Raw genomic sequence first — 14,526 nt, forward strand, 5'->3', positions numbered from 1 at the left:
GCGGCTTTCCCGAGGACCGGGCTGACCGGGGTGACACGGCGCCCTGGTGGACCAGGGCGCCGCCACCTGGTCTCGGCCTGACGGCCTTCAGTCCGCGATCGGCAGATACACGCGGTCACCCGCGGTCGCGGACTCCTTCGACTTCTGCGCCGTCCCCTCCTCGGTCTCCGCCCGCGTTCTGCCGTGTTCGCTGCGGATGTCCTGGGAGATCTTCATCGAGGGGACCTTCCGCCTGGATACGGGGGTTCACTCGGTCGGCGCCGTCTGGGCGGCGTCCGTCGCTGCCCGTACGAACTCGCGTATCCGCTCCGTGGTGTTCCCCTCCCGCCAGACCAGTCCCCGTTCGATCGGCTCCGCGTCGTGCAGTGGCACGTAGGCGATGTCCGGTCGGGGATAGTACTGCCGGGAATGCTCACCGACCGGAAGGATGCCCTGGCCCATCGCGACCAGGGTGAGCATTTCCGAGAACGAACCGCCGGCCGGTCCCGCCGTGACGGGCCTGCCCGACGGAGTGCGGTCCGGTGTGCGGTCCCGTTTGAAGGCCGTGGAGGTCACCTGCGGATACTGCACCACGGGGTACTCCGCGAGGATTTCGACCGACACCGACTCCTCGGCGGCCAACGGATGCCCGCACGCCACCGCGAGCACCCTGTTCTCCCTCATCAGGACCGGTCCACATGCCATTCCGTCGAACGGGTACGAGGCGAGGAGGATGTCGATCGAGCCGTCCGTCAAGCTCGCCCGGGAGTTGTACAGCTGAACCTCCCGAACGTCCACCCGGCAGTCGGGGTGGCGTTCGCTGAACAGGCCGACCGTCCTGAGCAGTACAGGCGCCGTCCACTCTCCGAGAAAGGCGGCGCGGAGTTCTCCCGTGAACCCGCGACTGGCGTCGGCAGCCCTGCGCAGCGCCTCTTCCATCCCCGCGACCAAGGGCGTCAGGTCATCGGCCAACTGCCGCCCGATCGAGGTGAGTCGGACAGTACGGCTGGTGCGTTCGAACAGCGTTCCGCCGATGCGGCGCTCCAGCTTCTTGATCAGCTGGCTGACCCGCCCCGTCGTGATACGCAGGCGTTCGGCGGTCCGGCCGAAGTGCAGTTCCTCGGCAAGCGTCAGGAAGGTCTCCAGCTCCAGCCGTTCCAGCATGGCCCCCCCCGGCCGTTGAATCTGACTCAACAATTGTATTGCGATCTTGCCTTGATGGAGGCTTCCTTCCCGGCGGATCGTAGAAGGCGTCCGCCCGGTCCCTCGATGCGAACCCCGGTGCACACCGCCGACACTCGCTCCTCCGCCGTCCAGGCGCCGGGCTGATCGATCCGCACTCACAGAGCGCCTGACTCCTCCACCCACGAAGGAAGCCTCATGACCACTACTGACATCACCGCCTATCTGACAGGGCTCGATGACGGGCTGCGCGAAATCGGCGAGAAGCTGGTCCCTGTCATAGAGGCCAGCCTGCCGGACGGCAGCGGAGCGATGTGGCACGGCCATCCGACCTGGAGCCTCGGCGACAAGCCCGGGCAGATGCCGATCTGCCTGCTCAAGGCGTACAGGTCCTACATCACCTTCGGTCTCTGGCGAGGCCAGGAAGTGCCCGACCCTTCCGGACGGCTCAGTCCCGGTTCCCGTCAGATGGCCTCCGTGAAGATCAGGACTGCCGACGATGTCGACGCCGCCCTGTTCACCGACTGGCTCCGCCATGTGGTCGCCCTGGAGGCGAAGTGACCACCACCCTGCGGGTGAAGGCCCTCGACCACTTGGTCTTCAACGTCGAGGATGTCGAACGGTCCCTTGATTTCTACGCCGGAACCCTCGGCCTGGAACCGGTACGCGTCACCGAGTGGCGGGCCGGCGAAGTCCCGTTCCCCTCGGTGCGGGTGAGCCCGGAGACACTCATAGACCTGGTCCACCACCCCCGGGGAACATCCAACGTCGACCACATCTGTATCGCCGTGGAGCCATTGGACTGGGATGCGGTCATCGAGTCCGGCACGTTCACCGTCCTCGAAGGCGCCGTCCAACGGTTCGGCGCGCGCGGCGTCGCCACATCGATCTACGTCCAGGACCCGGACGGCAACACGGTGGAACTCCGCTGGTATCCCCAGGACGCCACGGCGTGACCGAGCCGAGGGTTCCGGTCCGGGTGGGCAGCACCCGGACCGGAGTCCCTGAGGACGACTCAGTCGGCAAGCGGGAGGTACACACGGTTGCCCGCCTCCGCGAACTCCCTGGACTTCTGGAGCATGCCCTCGGCGATCTGCTCGGGGGACGCCCCCTCAGCCGTCGCACCACCGAACCGCTCTGTGATGCTTTGGCTGATCTTCATCGAACAGAACTTCGGCCCGCACATCGAGCAGAAGTGAGCCGTCTTGGCGGGTTCGGCCGGCAGGGTCTCGTCGTGGAACTCCCGCGCCGTGTCCGGGTCGAGGGCGAGGTTGAACTGGTCCTCCCACCGGAACTCGAAGCGGGCGTCGGACAGCGCGTCGTCCCATTCCTGTGCACCGGGGTGCCCCTTGGCGAGGTCGGCTGCGTGGGCGGCGATCTTGTAGGTGATGACGCCGGTCTTGACGTCGTCACGGTTGGGTAGGCCCAAGTGCTCCTTGGGCGTGACATAGCAGAGCATGGCCGTGCCCCACCAGGCGATCATCGCGGCACCGATGCCGGAGGTGATGTGGTCGTACGCCGGCGCGACGTCCGTCGTCAGCGGGCCGAGCGTATAGAACGGAGCTTCATCACAGATCTCCTGCTGAAGGTCGATGTTCTCCTTGATCTTGTGCATCGGGACATGGCCCGGGCCCTCGATCATGGTCTGAACATGGAAACGCTTCGCGATCCGGTTGAGTTCCCCGAGAGTTCGGAGTTCCGCGAACTGCGCCTCGTCGTTGGCGTCCGCGATCGAGCCCGGCCGCAGGCCGTCGCCCAGCGAATAGGTGACGTCGTAGGCGGCGAGGATCTCGCAGAGTTCCTCGAAGTTCTCGTACAGGAACGACTCCTTGTGGTGCGCCAGGCACCACGCGGCCATGATCGAGCCGCCGCGCGAGACGATGCCGGTCTTGCGGTTCGCCGTCAGCGGCACGTACGGAAGGCGCACTCCGGCGTGCACCGTCATGTAGTCCACGCCCTGCTCGGCCTGCTCGATGACCGTGTCCTTGTAGATCTCCCAGGTCAGCTCCTCGGCCCTGCCGTCGACCTTTTCGAGGGCCTGGTAGAGCGGCACCGTGCCGATGGGGACAGGGGAGTTGCGCAGCACCCACTCGCGGGTGGTGTGGATGTTGCGGCCGGTGGACAGGTCCATGACCGTGTCGGCCCCCCAGCGGGTAGCCCAGGTCATCTTCTCGACCTCCTCCTCGATGGAGGAGGTCACCGCGGAATTGCCGATGTTGGCGTTGACCTTGACCAGGAACCGCTTGCCGATGATCATCGGCTCGATCTCCGGGTGGTTCACATTCGCGGGGAGGACCGCCCGGCCCGCCGCGATCTCCTCGCGGACCACCTCGGGCGAAACGTTCTCCCGCAGGGCCACGAACTCCATCTCGGGCGTGATCTCGCCCTGGCGGGCATACGCCAGTTGCGTGACCGCCTTCTCGCCACGGCTGCGGCGCGGCTGGCGCGGCCGGCCGGGGAAGACCGCGTCGAGGTTGCGCAGGCCGCCGCGCGGCGAGGTGTGCTTGATCCCGTCGTCCTCGGGACGGACGGGACGGCCCGCGTACTCCTCGGTGTCGCCGCGAGCGATGATCCAGTTCTCCCGCAGTGGCGGCAACCCCCGGCGGACATCGGTGTCGACGAGTGGATCGGTGTACGGGCCTGAGGTGTCGTACAAGGTCACCGACTGCCCGTTGGTGAGGTGCACCTGACGGACCGGCACGCGCAGATCGGGGCGTGAGCCTTCGACGTACGCCTTGTGCCAGCCGATGGACTTCCCGGCCTCCCCGTTGCTCGCGTCGTTGGTCGCGTTCTGCGTGGAGGCAGGCATGCGTGCGTCCTTGTTGGTCATGAGACCGTCTCCCTACGCCGGCATTACCCGGTAACAGGTTCGGCGGTCGACGCAGCGATTTCCGTTTGCCGACGTTTCATGGGAAACATCACTCGTGCACAGTGATGTTCCACGTGAAACATCGCGAAGACGGAGGTCAGCGCCCTCTCAGCCCGGTGCTCCGAGCTCCCGCGTGTACAAAGGTCCCCCCACGCTAGCGTCAATTCGGGCGCGGTGAACAGAGGGGCCCGGTCGTTCTTGCGATGATCGGTCGGTGACCACGAATCAGCAGCCCCCGTTCCCGCCGCCCGAACCCCCGCGCGGAACCGGCCCCGGCATGGGCCCCGGAACCGGCTCTGGAGCGGACAACGGCCGTGGTGACGGCCGCGGCGCCGGTGGCGGGCACGGTTTTGGTGGCGGACAGGACTTCGGTGACTTCGGTGCCGGATATGGGGCCGGGTCCGGTGGTGAGCACCGGTCCGGTGCCCGTGGTGAGTACAGGTCCGGAGCCGGTGATGGATACAGATCCGGAGCCCACGACGGATACGGGTCCGGGGCCGCGGGTGGACAAGAGCGCGGACCGGGTTCCGGGGTCGGCGACCGGCAATCCGGGGCTGGCGGCGGCCACAACTCGGTGGGCGGACCGAGACAGGGATCTGGCAGAGGGCCGGGAAACGGCTCTGGAGGCTGGCCCGGCCAAGGCTCCGGTAGCGGACCGGCACAGGGCTCCGGTGGACCGGCACAGGACTCCGGTGGCGGACCTGGGCGCGGATCCGGTGGGCCGGGACAAGGATCAGGAGCCGGATCCGGTGCCGGGCACTCCCACAGTCACGGTCATGGGCCCGCGGCTCCCGTCTCCATGCACCTGCGCAAGGTGATCGCGGCGGTCCTCATCCCATTCGCCGCTGCCGTGGTGGTCGGCCTCGCGGTGCTCTGGCCCGGTGGCGCCCCACCGCACGAGCGCACCGGCGTCGGCTTCGACCGGCAGACCCAGCAGGCCACGGTCACCAAGATCGAGGAGTTGCCCTGCGACTCGGTCAACGCCTCGGCGGACACACCGAACGGCGACACTTCCACCGCCGAGGGCTCCTCCGCACAGCAGCAGGCGAACGGCCTGTGCAAGAGGGCGACGATCCGGATCGACACCGGCAAGGACAAAGGCCGTACGTTCACCGAGATCGTGCAGCCGGACCAGTCACGGCAGCTGCACGAGGGCCAGAAGGTCGTGGCCGCCTACGAGCCTTCCGCCCCTGAGGACCTGCAGTACTCCGTCACCGACGTGAACCGCAGGCTCCCGATGGCACTGCTCGCCGGCATCTTCGCGGTGGCCGTCGTGGCTGTCGGCCGGATGCGCGGCCTCATGGCGCTCATCTCGCTGGCCATCAGCTTTCTGGTGCTGAACTTCTTCATCCTTCCCGCAATCCTCCAGGGTTCGAACCCGCTGGTCGTCGCGGTGGTCGGGGCGAGCGCCATCATGCTGGTCGCCCTGTACCTGTGCCACGGTCTGTCGGCCCGAACATCCGTTGCGGTGCTCGGCACCCTTGTCTCGCTGCTGCTGATCGGTGTGCTCGGTTCGCTGTTCATCGACTGGGCCGCGCTCACCGGCAACACCGACGACAACACGGGTCTGATCCACGGCCTGTATCCGTCGATCGACATGAGCGGTCTGCTGCTGGCCGGCATCATCATCGGTTCACTCGGTGTGCTCGACGACGTGACGGTCACGCAGACCTCGGCGGTCTGGGAGTTGCACGAGGCCAACCCGACGATGGGCTGGCGCGGGCTGTACCGGGCGGGCATCCGCATCGGCCGCGACCACATCGCCTCGGTCGTCAACACGCTCGTCCTCGCCTACGCGGGCGCCGCACTGCCGCTGTTGCTGCTCTTCTCGATTGCGCAGAGCAGCGTGGGGACGGTCGCCAACAGCGAGCTGGTCGCCGAGGAGATCGTGCGCACGCTGGTGGGGTCGATCGGTCTGGTGGCATCGGTCCCGGTCACCACGGGACTCGCGGCCCTGGTGGTCTCCGCCGACCGGCACAGAACGGAGTCGGCGACATCGGCGACGGCCGGGGGTGGCCCGGCTGCGGCGGCACGCGGCGGGAAGGGACGGCGACGCAAGCACTGAAGCGGATGCGGGAGACGTCGCCGCGCGGCAGGCGAGAAAGCAGGAACCCGGCCGCGCGGCAGGCGAGAAGGCAGGAGGCAGGAGGCACCAGCTTGAGAAGCCGCCCCGGCTCCTCCCGAGGAGACCGCCTCCTGATACTTCTCGAGGCCCTGGAGAGCTCAGGAAGAAGCGTTCCTGCCACAACCTCCACACGCACCTCTTCAGCCCCGCCCGTGCCACCCACGGCCTTGCAGAGCCCCAGGCGAAGCGTTACACCACCCACGCCGTCGCGCCCGCGTCAGCCCGCGCTCTGCTCCTCGGCCAGGATGCGGTCCAAAGCCTCGTCGAGATGGGCGTCGAAGTCGGCGAGCGCGCCTTCCTGACCCAGCGGCACCAGCTTGTCCGTACGGTCGAGGAAGGCGACCAGCGGCGCGGTCGACGATCGGAACAGCGCCTGGTCGCTGCCGACCTGAAGCCGGATCAGAACGTCGCCCAGCGACTCGGGTGCGACCGGCGAGACGCGGACATCGCCCTCCCCGCACGGCCGACCCACCCCGTCGATCAGCAGCTCCCGGCCGAATGCCCAGGTCACTGGAGCGTCTCCCGGCAAATGGAAGGTCAGCCGCACGGCGTAGGGATCGCACGTCTCGTAGCGCAGTTCCACCGGAATGCGGAAGGAGAGCTCCTCGGACACGAGAAAGCTCATCATGACCTCTGCCTGTACGGACTCGCGCATCGCCTACCCCGTCATTTGCCGTCGACTGGCCGGGAACGAACTTCGGACACTGGTGGCATCTTGCTGAACGTACACACCAGATCACAAGGAGTGAGTTTTCAGATACTGATAGAGAGTGCGAGCGACCCCAGAAGGCGTCCGACCTCGCTCTGCAACTGCCGCGCCGCGGGCAGCAGTCGGTCGGCCTGGTGACAGGGCAGGGAAATGGCCATCGTCCCGGCCGTGGTGCCCAGCGTGATCGGAATCGCCGCGCAGACGGTGCCCAGCGCATACTCCTGGCGCTCGACGACCGGTTGCATCCGGCCCATCTGGTCGATGCGTTGCAGCAACGTATGGCTGTCACGGACCGTGTACCGGGTGATGGACTGCACGGGGTAGCGGTCGAGGTGGGCGCGGCGGGCCTCCTCGTCCAGCTGGGACAGCAGGCACTGACCGATGGCGTGCGCATGCCCGGTCTCACGGAAGTCGGCCCATTCCTCGACCGCCGGGTTGCCGGGGGTGTCGGAGACGCGCACCACCTCGATCTCGCCGTCGCGGTAGATCGCGTAGTACACGGGAACGCCGATCACATCCCGCCAGTGTGCGAGTGCCTCGGCGATCGTGCTGCGACGTTTCTCCTGCGCCCCTCTGCTGCTCAGCCGCTCAGCCGCCTCTCCGAGGAAGAACAGCCCTTTGTCGCGGCGTAGATAGCCCTCGTGCACCAGGGTGCGCAGCAGGTGGTACGTCGTAGGCAGGGCCAGGCCGGTCTCGCGGGCCAGTTGCTTGGCGGGTGCGCCGTGCTCATGCCCGGCGACGCATTCCAGCAGGCGCATCGCGCGCTGCACGGATCCGATGAGGGTCGCGGGCTGCTGGGGAGCAGAAGGAGTCGACGGAGAGGCCGGGCCACTCGTCGGTCGGCGCGCCGCGCATGCCGTCGGGCGCGCTGGTGGAGGGGAGTTCGTCGGGGAGTCCGAGAGTGGGCGCGATCGCTCGGGCCTGGTCCGGGACGGTGTGGGCTGTTCGGGGGCCTGACGCGGAGCGCCGAGGCCGGAGGGGGTCGGGGGGTACGGGGGTACGGGGGGTACGGGGGGTACGGGGGTACGGGGGTACGGGGGTACGGGGGATTGTGCGGGTGCGGTGTCAACCGTGGCCAAGGGTCACTCCCGAAGCGCCAGAGGTCGGGCCGTGCGGGGAACACGGCTGGGGGTGTACGGAGGTGTACGCCGCTCGCGAGGTCGTCGTCCCCGCGTCGAGTTCCGGACTCTAACCGCCTGCCACCGCTTGCAGACGCTCCGTACGGAAACTTCCCTCGCCCGAGGGAACCGGCGATTCCTGTTACCGGTTCCCGTCACCCACTCCTGTCACCAGTCGCTGCGCGACGTGGAGCTCGTCGTGAACTTCCGTACGACGTAGATGAGTCCACCGACCAGCGCCACGAAGACCAGTACCTTGAACAGCAGCCCGATCACGAAGCCCACGACGCTGGCTATCAGGCCACCGAACACGACCAGGGCGATGACCGGCACCGCGATCCACTTCACCCACCACGGCAGACCCGTGAAGATCTCTCGCATCGCCCTTGTCCCTCTCTCTCCACCCGTCAGCCGCACCGGCTCCGCTGAGCCCGCCGTCCTGCCGGCTCCTGTGATGTCCTGCCTCAAGGCTAGGGCCGGCAGGGGCCCGGCGGGGGGCCCGTCAGCCCTTGTCCTCCCCTGACCGATCCCCTAGGGAACCCCGAGCCGGCGCATCAGCTCTCGGGCGGAGAGAACACCACGAGCACCCGCAGGTCCTCGCTGATGTGGTGGAACTTGTGGGCCACTCCGGCGGGCACGTACACCACGCTCCCGCGGGCCACGTCGGTGGTCTCCAGGCCGACGGTGATCGAAGCGCGTCCGCTCACGATGAAGTAGACCTCGTCCTGGTTGTGGGGTTTCTGTGGATCATGCTCGCCCGCATTGAGCGCGTACAGCCCGACCGACATGTTCCGTTCCCGCAGAAACTGCAGGTAGGCCCCTTCGTTGGAGGCGCGTTCCGTCTCCAGTTCGTCCAGCCGGAATGCCTTCATCGCCACTCGTCGCCTCGCGCCCGTACTCGTAACCGATCTCGTCTGCCACGATCAGACACATGAAGAATTTCGTAGTCAAGACGATCGCCAACGCGGGCGCCCTGGCGGTCGCCGTATGGCTGCTCGACAAGATCACCCTGACGGGTGACAGCACCGGCAAGAAAGTCGGCACGCTGATCCTCGTCGCGCTGGTCTTCGGCCTGGTGAACTTCGTGGTCAAGCCGATCGTGAAGCTGCTGAGCCTTCCGCTGCTCATCCTGACGCTCGGCCTGTTCACCCTGGTGGTGAACGCGCTGATGCTGCTGCTGACCTCGTGGCTGGCCGACAAGCTCGACCTGAGTTTCCACGTCGAGGGCTTCTGGACGGCCGTCCTGGGCGGCCTGATCATCTCGATCGTCTCCTGGGCGCTCAACGTCGTCCTGCCCGACGGGGACTGAACGCCGATGACGTACCGCGTCTGCTTCGTCTGCACCGGCAACATCTGCCGCTCCCCGATGGCCGAGTCCGTCTTCCGCGCGCGCGTGGTGGCGGCCGGGCTGGACAGCCTGGTCGAGGTCGACAGCGCCGGCACGGGCGGCTGGCACGAGGGCGATCCGGCCGATCCGCGCACCGTGGCCGTGCTCCAGGAGCACGGCTACGACGGTGAGCACACCGCACGGCAGTTCCAGCCGTCGTGGTTCTCCCGGCTCGATCTGGTCATCGCGCTCGATTCGGGCCACCTCAAGGTGCTGCGCCGCCTGGCGCCGACCGAGCAGGACGCGGCGAAGGTGCGCCTGCTGCGCTCGTACACCCGCCCGTCGCCCGGCCACGATCCCTCAGCAAATGCTTTGTGCGCCCCTTCCGATGCCGCGGGTGACGACCTCGACGTCCCCGACCCGTACTACGGGGGCATGGACGGCTTCGAGGAGTGCCTTGAGATGGTGGAGGGGGCGAGCGAAGGACTGCTCGCCGCGGTACGTGAGCACGTGGAAGGACGGGCAGCATGAACGGTACGGGTCAGAGCAACGGTGTCGGTGACGGCACGCGCGCGGTGCGGGCCGGTCTGCCCGAGCCGGTGAAGCACGAGCCGACGCTGCCCGGTCCGGTGTTCGCCGCTCACTACCACCTGCCGGGCGACCCCACCGGCCCGTACACCTACGGCCGCGACGAGAACCCGACCTGGACCCACCTGGAGCGCGCGATCGGCGAGCTGGAGGCGCCCGGGCAGGACGGCGTGGAGACACTGGTGTTCGCGTCCGGCATGGCCGCCATCTCGTCGGTGGTCTTCTCCCAGCTGCGCGCCGGGGACGCGGTCGTCCTGCCCAGCGACGGCTACCAGGTACTGCCCCTGGTGCGCGCCCAGCTGGAGGCGTACGGCATCGAGGTGCGCACCGCCCCGACCGCCGGTGATGCCCAGCTGGACGTCCTCGACGGCGCGAAGCTTCTGTGGATCGAAACCCCGTCGAACCCCGGGCTGGACGTGTGCGACGTCCGGCGGCTCGCAGAGGCGGCACGCGCGCGGGGCGCCCTTGTCGCGGTCGACAACACGCTCGCGACACCGCTCGGACAGCGCCCGCTGGAGCTCGGCGCCGACTTCTCCGTGGCCAGCGGCACCAAGCAGCTCACCGGGCACGGCGACATCCTCCTGGGCTACGTCACCGGCCGCGACCCTGCGGCAATGGCTGCCGTACGCCGCTGGCGCAAGATCGTCGGTGCGATTCCCGGGCCCATGGAGGCCTGGCTCGCGCACCGTTCGATCGCCACGCTCCAACTGCGCGTGGACCGGCAGAACGCGAGCGCCCTCGCGGTCGCCGAGGCGCTGCGCGACTGGCCCGAGGATCTCGGAGTGCGCTACCCGGGACTGATGAGCGACCCCTCGTACAAGATTGCCTCGCAGCAGATGCACCGCTATGGGTGCGTGGTTTCCTTCACCCTGCCCACGCGCGCGCGTGCGGACCGTTTTCTCGACGCGCTACGGCTCGTGGACGACGCGACGAGCTTCGGCGGCGTGCGCTCCACGGCCGAGCGGCGCGGGCGCTGGGGAGGGGACGCGGTTGCGGAGGGCTTCATTCGGCTGTCGGTCGGCGCCGAGGATCCCGGGGATCTGGTGGCGGATGTGCTGGCCGCGTTGGACGAGTCGGCGAAGTGACCGCTTCCCGGACGCCCGGCGGGTGCCCGGCTACGTAGAACGGACGGTCCGAGCCTCCCCCCTCGTGGCTCGGACCGCCCTCGGTTCTGCGCGCGAAGAACCGCGCGAACAAGGCTAGTTGACTCTGTGTCAGTGTCCAATCACAGTAGCGACAGAGACCTATCGACTTATTTATAGTTGGGCCCTGTCCGGGGGCGGGAGACAGACAGGGAAGGGGAGGGCGTTCCATGGATCTGGCCTTGCTGCGCACGTTCGTCACCGTGCACCGGGCCGGTTCCTTCACTCGCGCCGCCGCCCTGCTGGGCCTCTCCCAGCCGGCTGTCACCTCGCAGATCCGGACGTTGGAACAACAGCTGGGCCGCCCTCTGTTCCTGCGGCAGGCCCGGGGAGTGACGCCGACGACCATAGGCGACGAGCTCGCGCACAAGGCCGCTCCGCATCTGGACGCCTTGGTGGAGATAGCCGAGAGCGGGCTCGACGACGAGTCCTCGTTACGCACCCTGCATCTGGCGGGGCCCCCTGAGTTCACCGCCGAGCGGGCACTGCCCGCGCTCGTGGAACTGACCGGCGAGGACGGACAGGCCTTCGCGCTACGCGCGTCCTTCGGCAACGCCGAGGAGACCCTGGAAGGGCTGGCCGCCGGCCATCATGATCTGGCCATCTGCACAGCCCAGCCGCGCGGCGGACTGCTCACGGCGACTCCGCTGTGCGACGAGGAGCACGTCCTGGTCGCCGCCCCGCACTGGGCCGAGCAGATCGGAACCGGGACGCTGCACGACAAGGGCGCGTCCGCCCTGGAGAACCTGCCCGTCGTCGAGGTGCACGAGTCGCTGCCCTTTGTCTCCCGCTACTGGGCCTCTGTCTTCGACTCCCGCCCCGCCGCCTCCGGCACCGTCATCGTCCCGGACCTCCGCGCCGTCCTCGCCTGCACGGCCGCCGGTGCCGGGCTGGCGGTCCTGCCCCGCTACCTCTGCGAGACCGCCCTGGAGCGTGGTGACGTCGTCGCTCTGCATGATCCGGCCGTACCGCCGCTGCGGACGTACTTCCTGGTCGTGCGCACCGGCACCCTGGCCATGCCGCACATCGCACGGGCCCATGAGTGGCTGCAGCGTGCGGCCGCCGAGTGGTGCTGAGCCGAACAATCGGGAGGTCTCACGCGCTGGGCTCGACCGATGACGTTTCGCGATGTTTCACGTGGAACCAGCCGGGCCACATTTCTCCCATGACCGTCCGACCCGTGGTCAAGCGCACCGCCCGCGCCGTTCTCCTGGACGGCGACGACCTGATCCTGATCAAGCGCACCAAGCCCGGCATGGATCCCTACTGGGTCACTCCCGGTGGCGGTGTCGAACCAGGAGACCCCACCGTCGTCCATGCTCTGCATCGCGAGGTGTACGAGGAACTGGGGGCCAAGATCACCGATGTTGTGCCGTGCTTTGTGGACACCGTCGAGCACATCGGCGAGGACGGCGGCGCGACTGGTGTGAAGGTGCAGCACTTCTTCGTCTGCCGACTCGAGTCCATGGATCCGTCCCTGCGGCACGGTCCCGAGGTGGACGAGCCCGCGGGCGAGTACGAGATCGTACGGGTGCCGTTCACCCGTGTCGGGATCGCCTCCGTCCATCTCGTACCTCTGTCGCTGCGGCACTACCTCGACGGGAACATCGAGGGCGTCCGGGCCATGCACGCTCCCGATCTGGGCTGACCCGGCCGGTGGCCGGCCCGGGTCAGCTTCCGGCGGCGACGAGTTCCTCCACCGAGTCGTGGCGTATGCGCTCCGAGGAAATGCCGGCGTTCCGCAGGGCGTCCACACCGCTGCGGATCATTCCGGGCGGGCCCGAGAGGTAGGCGTCGTACTCGTTCCAGGGGCCGTACTCCCTTATGGCATCGGGGAGCTGGAGATGTGCCTGCTGGTCGATGATCGCGCGGACCGAGAGCCAGGGGTGTGTCTGCTGGAGCCTGAGCATCGTGTCGATGTCGTACAGGTCGTGGTCGGTGCGGGCTCCGTAGAAGACCTCGACGGGGCGCCGCTCGCCGTGCTCGGCGACGTCCTCGACCAGCGCCTTGATGGGCGCTATGCCCGTGCCACCGCCCAGACAGAGCAGTCCGCTGTCGGTGGAGTGGTCCACGGTCATCGAACCGGCCGGGGGGCCGAGGCGGACGACGTCACCGGGGCGGGCGCGGTGCACCAGGGCGTTGGAGACCCAGCCCGCGGGGACCGCCTTCACATGGAAACTGAGCAGTCCGTCGGAGCGGGGCGCCGACGCGAAGGAGTAGTGCCGCCATATACGCGGCCACCACGGCGTCTCCAGGCTCGTGTACTGCCCGGCGAGAAAGGGATACGGCTGGTCGGGGCGGACCGTGATGACCGCGACGTCCGGGGTCCTCAGGTCGTGTGAGACAACCTCGGCGTACCACCAGGCCGGGGCGCGCAGCTCGTCGGCAGCCGCGGCGTCGATCATGACCTGCGAGATGGTCGTGTACGCCCGCACCCACGCCGCCTCGGTCTCCCCGTCCCAGACCGGCTCCGCGTACCGGCTCAGCGCGCCGATCAGACACTCGCCGACGGCCGGATAGTGCTCGGGGCGCGTGCCGTACTTACGGTGGCCGCGGCCCAGGTTCTGCAGATACGGGACCAGGACGTCGGCGTTGTCGATGTGCTCGGCGGCCGTGAGCAGCGCCTTGAGCAGGCGGTCGCGCTGGGCGTCCATCGCGGCGGGGAAGAGGGGCCGCAGATCGGGGTGGCGGACGAAGAGCAGCGCGTAGAAGTACGAGGTGACCTTGTCGGCCACGGGGGCCACGGTGGTCATGGTCCGGCGGATGAGCACAGCGTCCGGGGAGGCGTCCTCGTGGGCGATGGGCTGATCAGCGTGCGGGGCGGGCAGATCGGCATTGGAGGCGGGGCCGGCTGCGGGCGCTGTGCCGGCAGCGAAGAGAGACGGCTCCGTGTGTTCGGCGGCGGTCCGTTGCGCGGGTACGCGGTGAGCGGCGGGCGGCGCCTCGGTGCGGAAGAGGGCGGGTGCGGGCGTGGATATCGCAGGTGCCGTTATTCGCTCACGATCCGTCCCGGCATCGGCTGCGGCCGGCTGGGGGCCAGGAGCTCCGTAGCCGCGCGGCTCGGGGTGGGTGGCTGAGGCCGGCGAGCCCGTGGCCTGCGCTTGTGTGTGCGGCTCCGTCACCTGCGGTGTGGCACCCCGTGCGACCTCGTCCGGAGGCGCCTCGTGATCAGTCCCGGTGGTTGTCCTGCCCACCGGGCGCATCGCGGCCAGGCGCCGGCCATCTGCCGTCTCCCGCTCGCTGCCCGGAGTCGGCATCGGCTTCTTGCGCGGCGTGAACCAGCCGCCCCCGCCGTCTGAAGTGCCGTTGTCGGCCGACGTGGTGGTCGGAGCGTCCATGGTGTGCCTCGCCTCGAACATCTTTCGGTCGGTCTGCGCACTTCCTCAGTCGGAAGATGCCTGCTTCCCCCGTAGCCGGCTGCTTTCCCCGTTCGCTGTCGCGGTCAACGCGGCCATATTCAACTCGTGTTCCCACTTCGTACGGACAA

Annotated in this window: 15 protein-coding genes and 1 pseudogene; 8 read left to right on the plus strand and 8 right to left on the minus strand. The window is 68.4% G+C overall.

All coding sequences use genetic code 11. The features are described from left to right. Positions 1-87: 87 nt before the first annotated feature. Both StrepF001_RS15375 and StrepF001_RS15380 read right to left on the minus strand, forming a co-directional pair. A pseudogene (locus StrepF001_RS15375) lies at positions 88-219 on the minus strand (thiamine biosynthesis protein ThiC); the annotation flags it as partial. Positions 220-246: 27 nt separating this feature from the next. Beyond that, positions 247-1,143, minus strand: coding sequence for a LysR family transcriptional regulator (locus tag StrepF001_RS15380; RefSeq protein WP_129798796.1), 897 nt, complete (start codon positions 1,141-1,143; stop codon positions 247-249). A 216-nt stretch (positions 1,144-1,359) separates the two neighbouring features. On the opposite strand from StrepF001_RS15380, the gene StrepF001_RS15385 reads away from it, so the two are divergent. Together StrepF001_RS15385 and StrepF001_RS15390 are read left to right on the plus strand one after the other, a co-directional pair. Next, positions 1,360-1,722: a DUF1801 domain-containing protein gene (locus StrepF001_RS15385; protein ID WP_129798797.1), complete on the plus strand. Its 363-nt coding sequence runs from the start codon at positions 1,360-1,362 to the stop codon at positions 1,720-1,722. Between the two features lie 8 nt (positions 1,723-1,730). Further along, positions 1,731-2,117: a VOC family protein gene (locus tag StrepF001_RS15390; RefSeq protein WP_129799117.1), complete on the plus strand. Its 387-nt coding sequence runs from the start codon at positions 1,731-1,733 to the stop codon at positions 2,115-2,117. 59 nt (positions 2,118-2,176) lie between these two features. On the opposite strand, the gene thiC is transcribed toward StrepF001_RS15390, so the two are convergent. After that, positions 2,177-3,991: a phosphomethylpyrimidine synthase ThiC gene (gene thiC, locus StrepF001_RS15395; protein ID WP_129798798.1), complete on the minus strand. Its 1,815-nt coding sequence runs from the start codon at positions 3,989-3,991 to the stop codon at positions 2,177-2,179. Between the two features lie 613 nt (positions 3,992-4,604). Between thiC and StrepF001_RS15400 the strand changes: the two genes are divergently transcribed. Continuing rightward, positions 4,605-6,095, plus strand: coding sequence for a YibE/F family protein (locus tag StrepF001_RS15400; protein ID WP_129798799.1), 1,491 nt, complete (start codon positions 4,605-4,607; stop codon positions 6,093-6,095). 277 nt (positions 6,096-6,372) lie between these two features. Here the strand turns inward: StrepF001_RS15400 and StrepF001_RS15405 are convergent, their stop codons facing one another. The 4 genes from StrepF001_RS15405 to StrepF001_RS15420 form a co-directional block, all read right to left on the minus strand. Further along, positions 6,373-6,810, minus strand: coding sequence for an SsgA family sporulation/cell division regulator (locus tag StrepF001_RS15405; RefSeq protein WP_129798800.1), 438 nt, complete (start codon positions 6,808-6,810; stop codon positions 6,373-6,375). Between the two features lie 98 nt (positions 6,811-6,908). After that, positions 6,909-7,643 carry a helix-turn-helix domain-containing protein gene (locus StrepF001_RS15410; RefSeq protein WP_276322828.1) on the minus strand — a complete coding sequence of 245 codons (735 nt, stop codon included), beginning with the start codon at positions 7,641-7,643 and terminating at the stop codon, positions 6,909-6,911. A 507-nt stretch (positions 7,644-8,150) separates the two neighbouring features. Then, a complete protein-coding gene (locus tag StrepF001_RS15415) occupies positions 8,151-8,363 on the minus strand; it encodes a DUF5326 family protein (RefSeq protein WP_129798802.1) in 213 nt (70 codons plus the stop codon). 173 nt (positions 8,364-8,536) lie between these two features. After that, positions 8,537-8,854, minus strand: a complete 318-nt coding sequence (locus StrepF001_RS15420) for a cupin domain-containing protein (protein ID WP_129798803.1) — start codon at positions 8,852-8,854, stop codon at positions 8,537-8,539. A gap of 59 nt (positions 8,855-8,913) precedes the next feature. Between StrepF001_RS15420 and StrepF001_RS15425 the strand changes: the two genes are divergently transcribed. The 5 genes from StrepF001_RS15425 to StrepF001_RS15445 all read left to right on the plus strand — a co-directional run bounded on the left by StrepF001_RS15425 (position 8,914) and on the right by StrepF001_RS15445 (position 12,687). Further along, complete coding sequence (locus StrepF001_RS15425) at positions 8,914-9,291, plus strand: phage holin family protein (protein ID WP_129798804.1); 378 nt, start codon at positions 8,914-8,916, stop codon at positions 9,289-9,291. Positions 9,292-9,297: 6 nt separating this feature from the next. Beyond that, complete coding sequence (locus tag StrepF001_RS15430; protein WP_129798805.1) at positions 9,298-9,840, plus strand: low molecular weight protein-tyrosine-phosphatase; 543 nt, start codon at positions 9,298-9,300, stop codon at positions 9,838-9,840. After that, entirely contained in the window at positions 9,837-10,982 is a 1,146-nt protein-coding gene (locus StrepF001_RS15435; protein ID WP_129798806.1) for a cystathionine gamma-lyase, read from the plus strand. Before StrepF001_RS15430 ends, StrepF001_RS15435 begins: the two co-directional genes overlap by 4 nt. A gap of 227 nt (positions 10,983-11,209) precedes the next feature. Further along, on the plus strand, positions 11,210-12,115 hold the full coding sequence (locus StrepF001_RS15440) for a LysR family transcriptional regulator (protein ID WP_129798807.1): 906 nt from the start codon (positions 11,210-11,212) through the stop codon (positions 12,113-12,115). An 89-nt stretch (positions 12,116-12,204) separates the two neighbouring features. Further along, positions 12,205-12,687: an NUDIX hydrolase gene (locus tag StrepF001_RS15445; protein WP_129798808.1), complete on the plus strand. Its 483-nt coding sequence runs from the start codon at positions 12,205-12,207 to the stop codon at positions 12,685-12,687. Between the two features lie 22 nt (positions 12,688-12,709). Here the strand turns inward: StrepF001_RS15445 and StrepF001_RS15450 are convergent, their stop codons facing one another. Further along, positions 12,710-14,377 (minus strand): globin domain-containing protein, encoded by a 1,668-nt coding sequence (locus StrepF001_RS15450; RefSeq protein ID WP_206306864.1) that lies wholly within the window; start codon positions 14,375-14,377, stop codon positions 12,710-12,712. Positions 14,378-14,526 lie beyond the last annotated feature (149 nt).

The sequence above is a fragment of the Streptomyces sp. F001 genome, assembly GCF_004187715.1.
GTDB classification, from domain to species: Bacteria; Actinomycetota; Actinomycetes; order Streptomycetales; family Streptomycetaceae; genus Streptomyces; species Streptomyces flavusporus.

Coding starts and splice junctions, on each gene's coding strand:
- StrepF001_RS15380 (WP_129798796.1), bottom strand. CDS start 1,143: ATGCTGGAACGGCTGGAGCTGGAGACCTTCCTGACGCTTGCCGAGGAA.
- StrepF001_RS15385 (WP_129798797.1), top strand. CDS start 1,360: ATGACCACTACTGACATCACCGCCTATCTGACAGGGCTCGATGACGGG.
- thiC (WP_129798798.1), bottom strand. CDS start 3,991: ATGACCAACAAGGACGCACGCATGCCTGCCTCCACGCAGAACGCGACC.
- StrepF001_RS15405 (WP_129798800.1), bottom strand. CDS start 6,810: ATGCGCGAGTCCGTACAGGCAGAGGTCATGATGAGCTTTCTCGTGTCC.
- StrepF001_RS15415 (WP_129798802.1), bottom strand. CDS start 8,363: ATGCGAGAGATCTTCACGGGTCTGCCGTGGTGGGTGAAGTGGATCGCG.
- StrepF001_RS15420 (WP_129798803.1), bottom strand. CDS start 8,854: ATGAAGGCATTCCGGCTGGACGAACTGGAGACGGAACGCGCCTCCAAC.
- StrepF001_RS15425 (WP_129798804.1), top strand. CDS start 8,914: ATGAAGAATTTCGTAGTCAAGACGATCGCCAACGCGGGCGCCCTGGCG.
- StrepF001_RS15430 (WP_129798805.1), top strand. CDS start 9,298: ATGACGTACCGCGTCTGCTTCGTCTGCACCGGCAACATCTGCCGCTCC.
- StrepF001_RS15435 (WP_129798806.1), top strand. CDS start 9,837: ATGAACGGTACGGGTCAGAGCAACGGTGTCGGTGACGGCACGCGCGCG.
- StrepF001_RS15440 (WP_129798807.1), top strand. CDS start 11,210: ATGGATCTGGCCTTGCTGCGCACGTTCGTCACCGTGCACCGGGCCGGT.
- StrepF001_RS15445 (WP_129798808.1), top strand. CDS start 12,205: ATGACCGTCCGACCCGTGGTCAAGCGCACCGCCCGCGCCGTTCTCCTG.
- StrepF001_RS15450 (WP_206306864.1), bottom strand. CDS start 14,377: ATGGACGCTCCGACCACCACGTCGGCCGACAACGGCACTTCAGACGGC.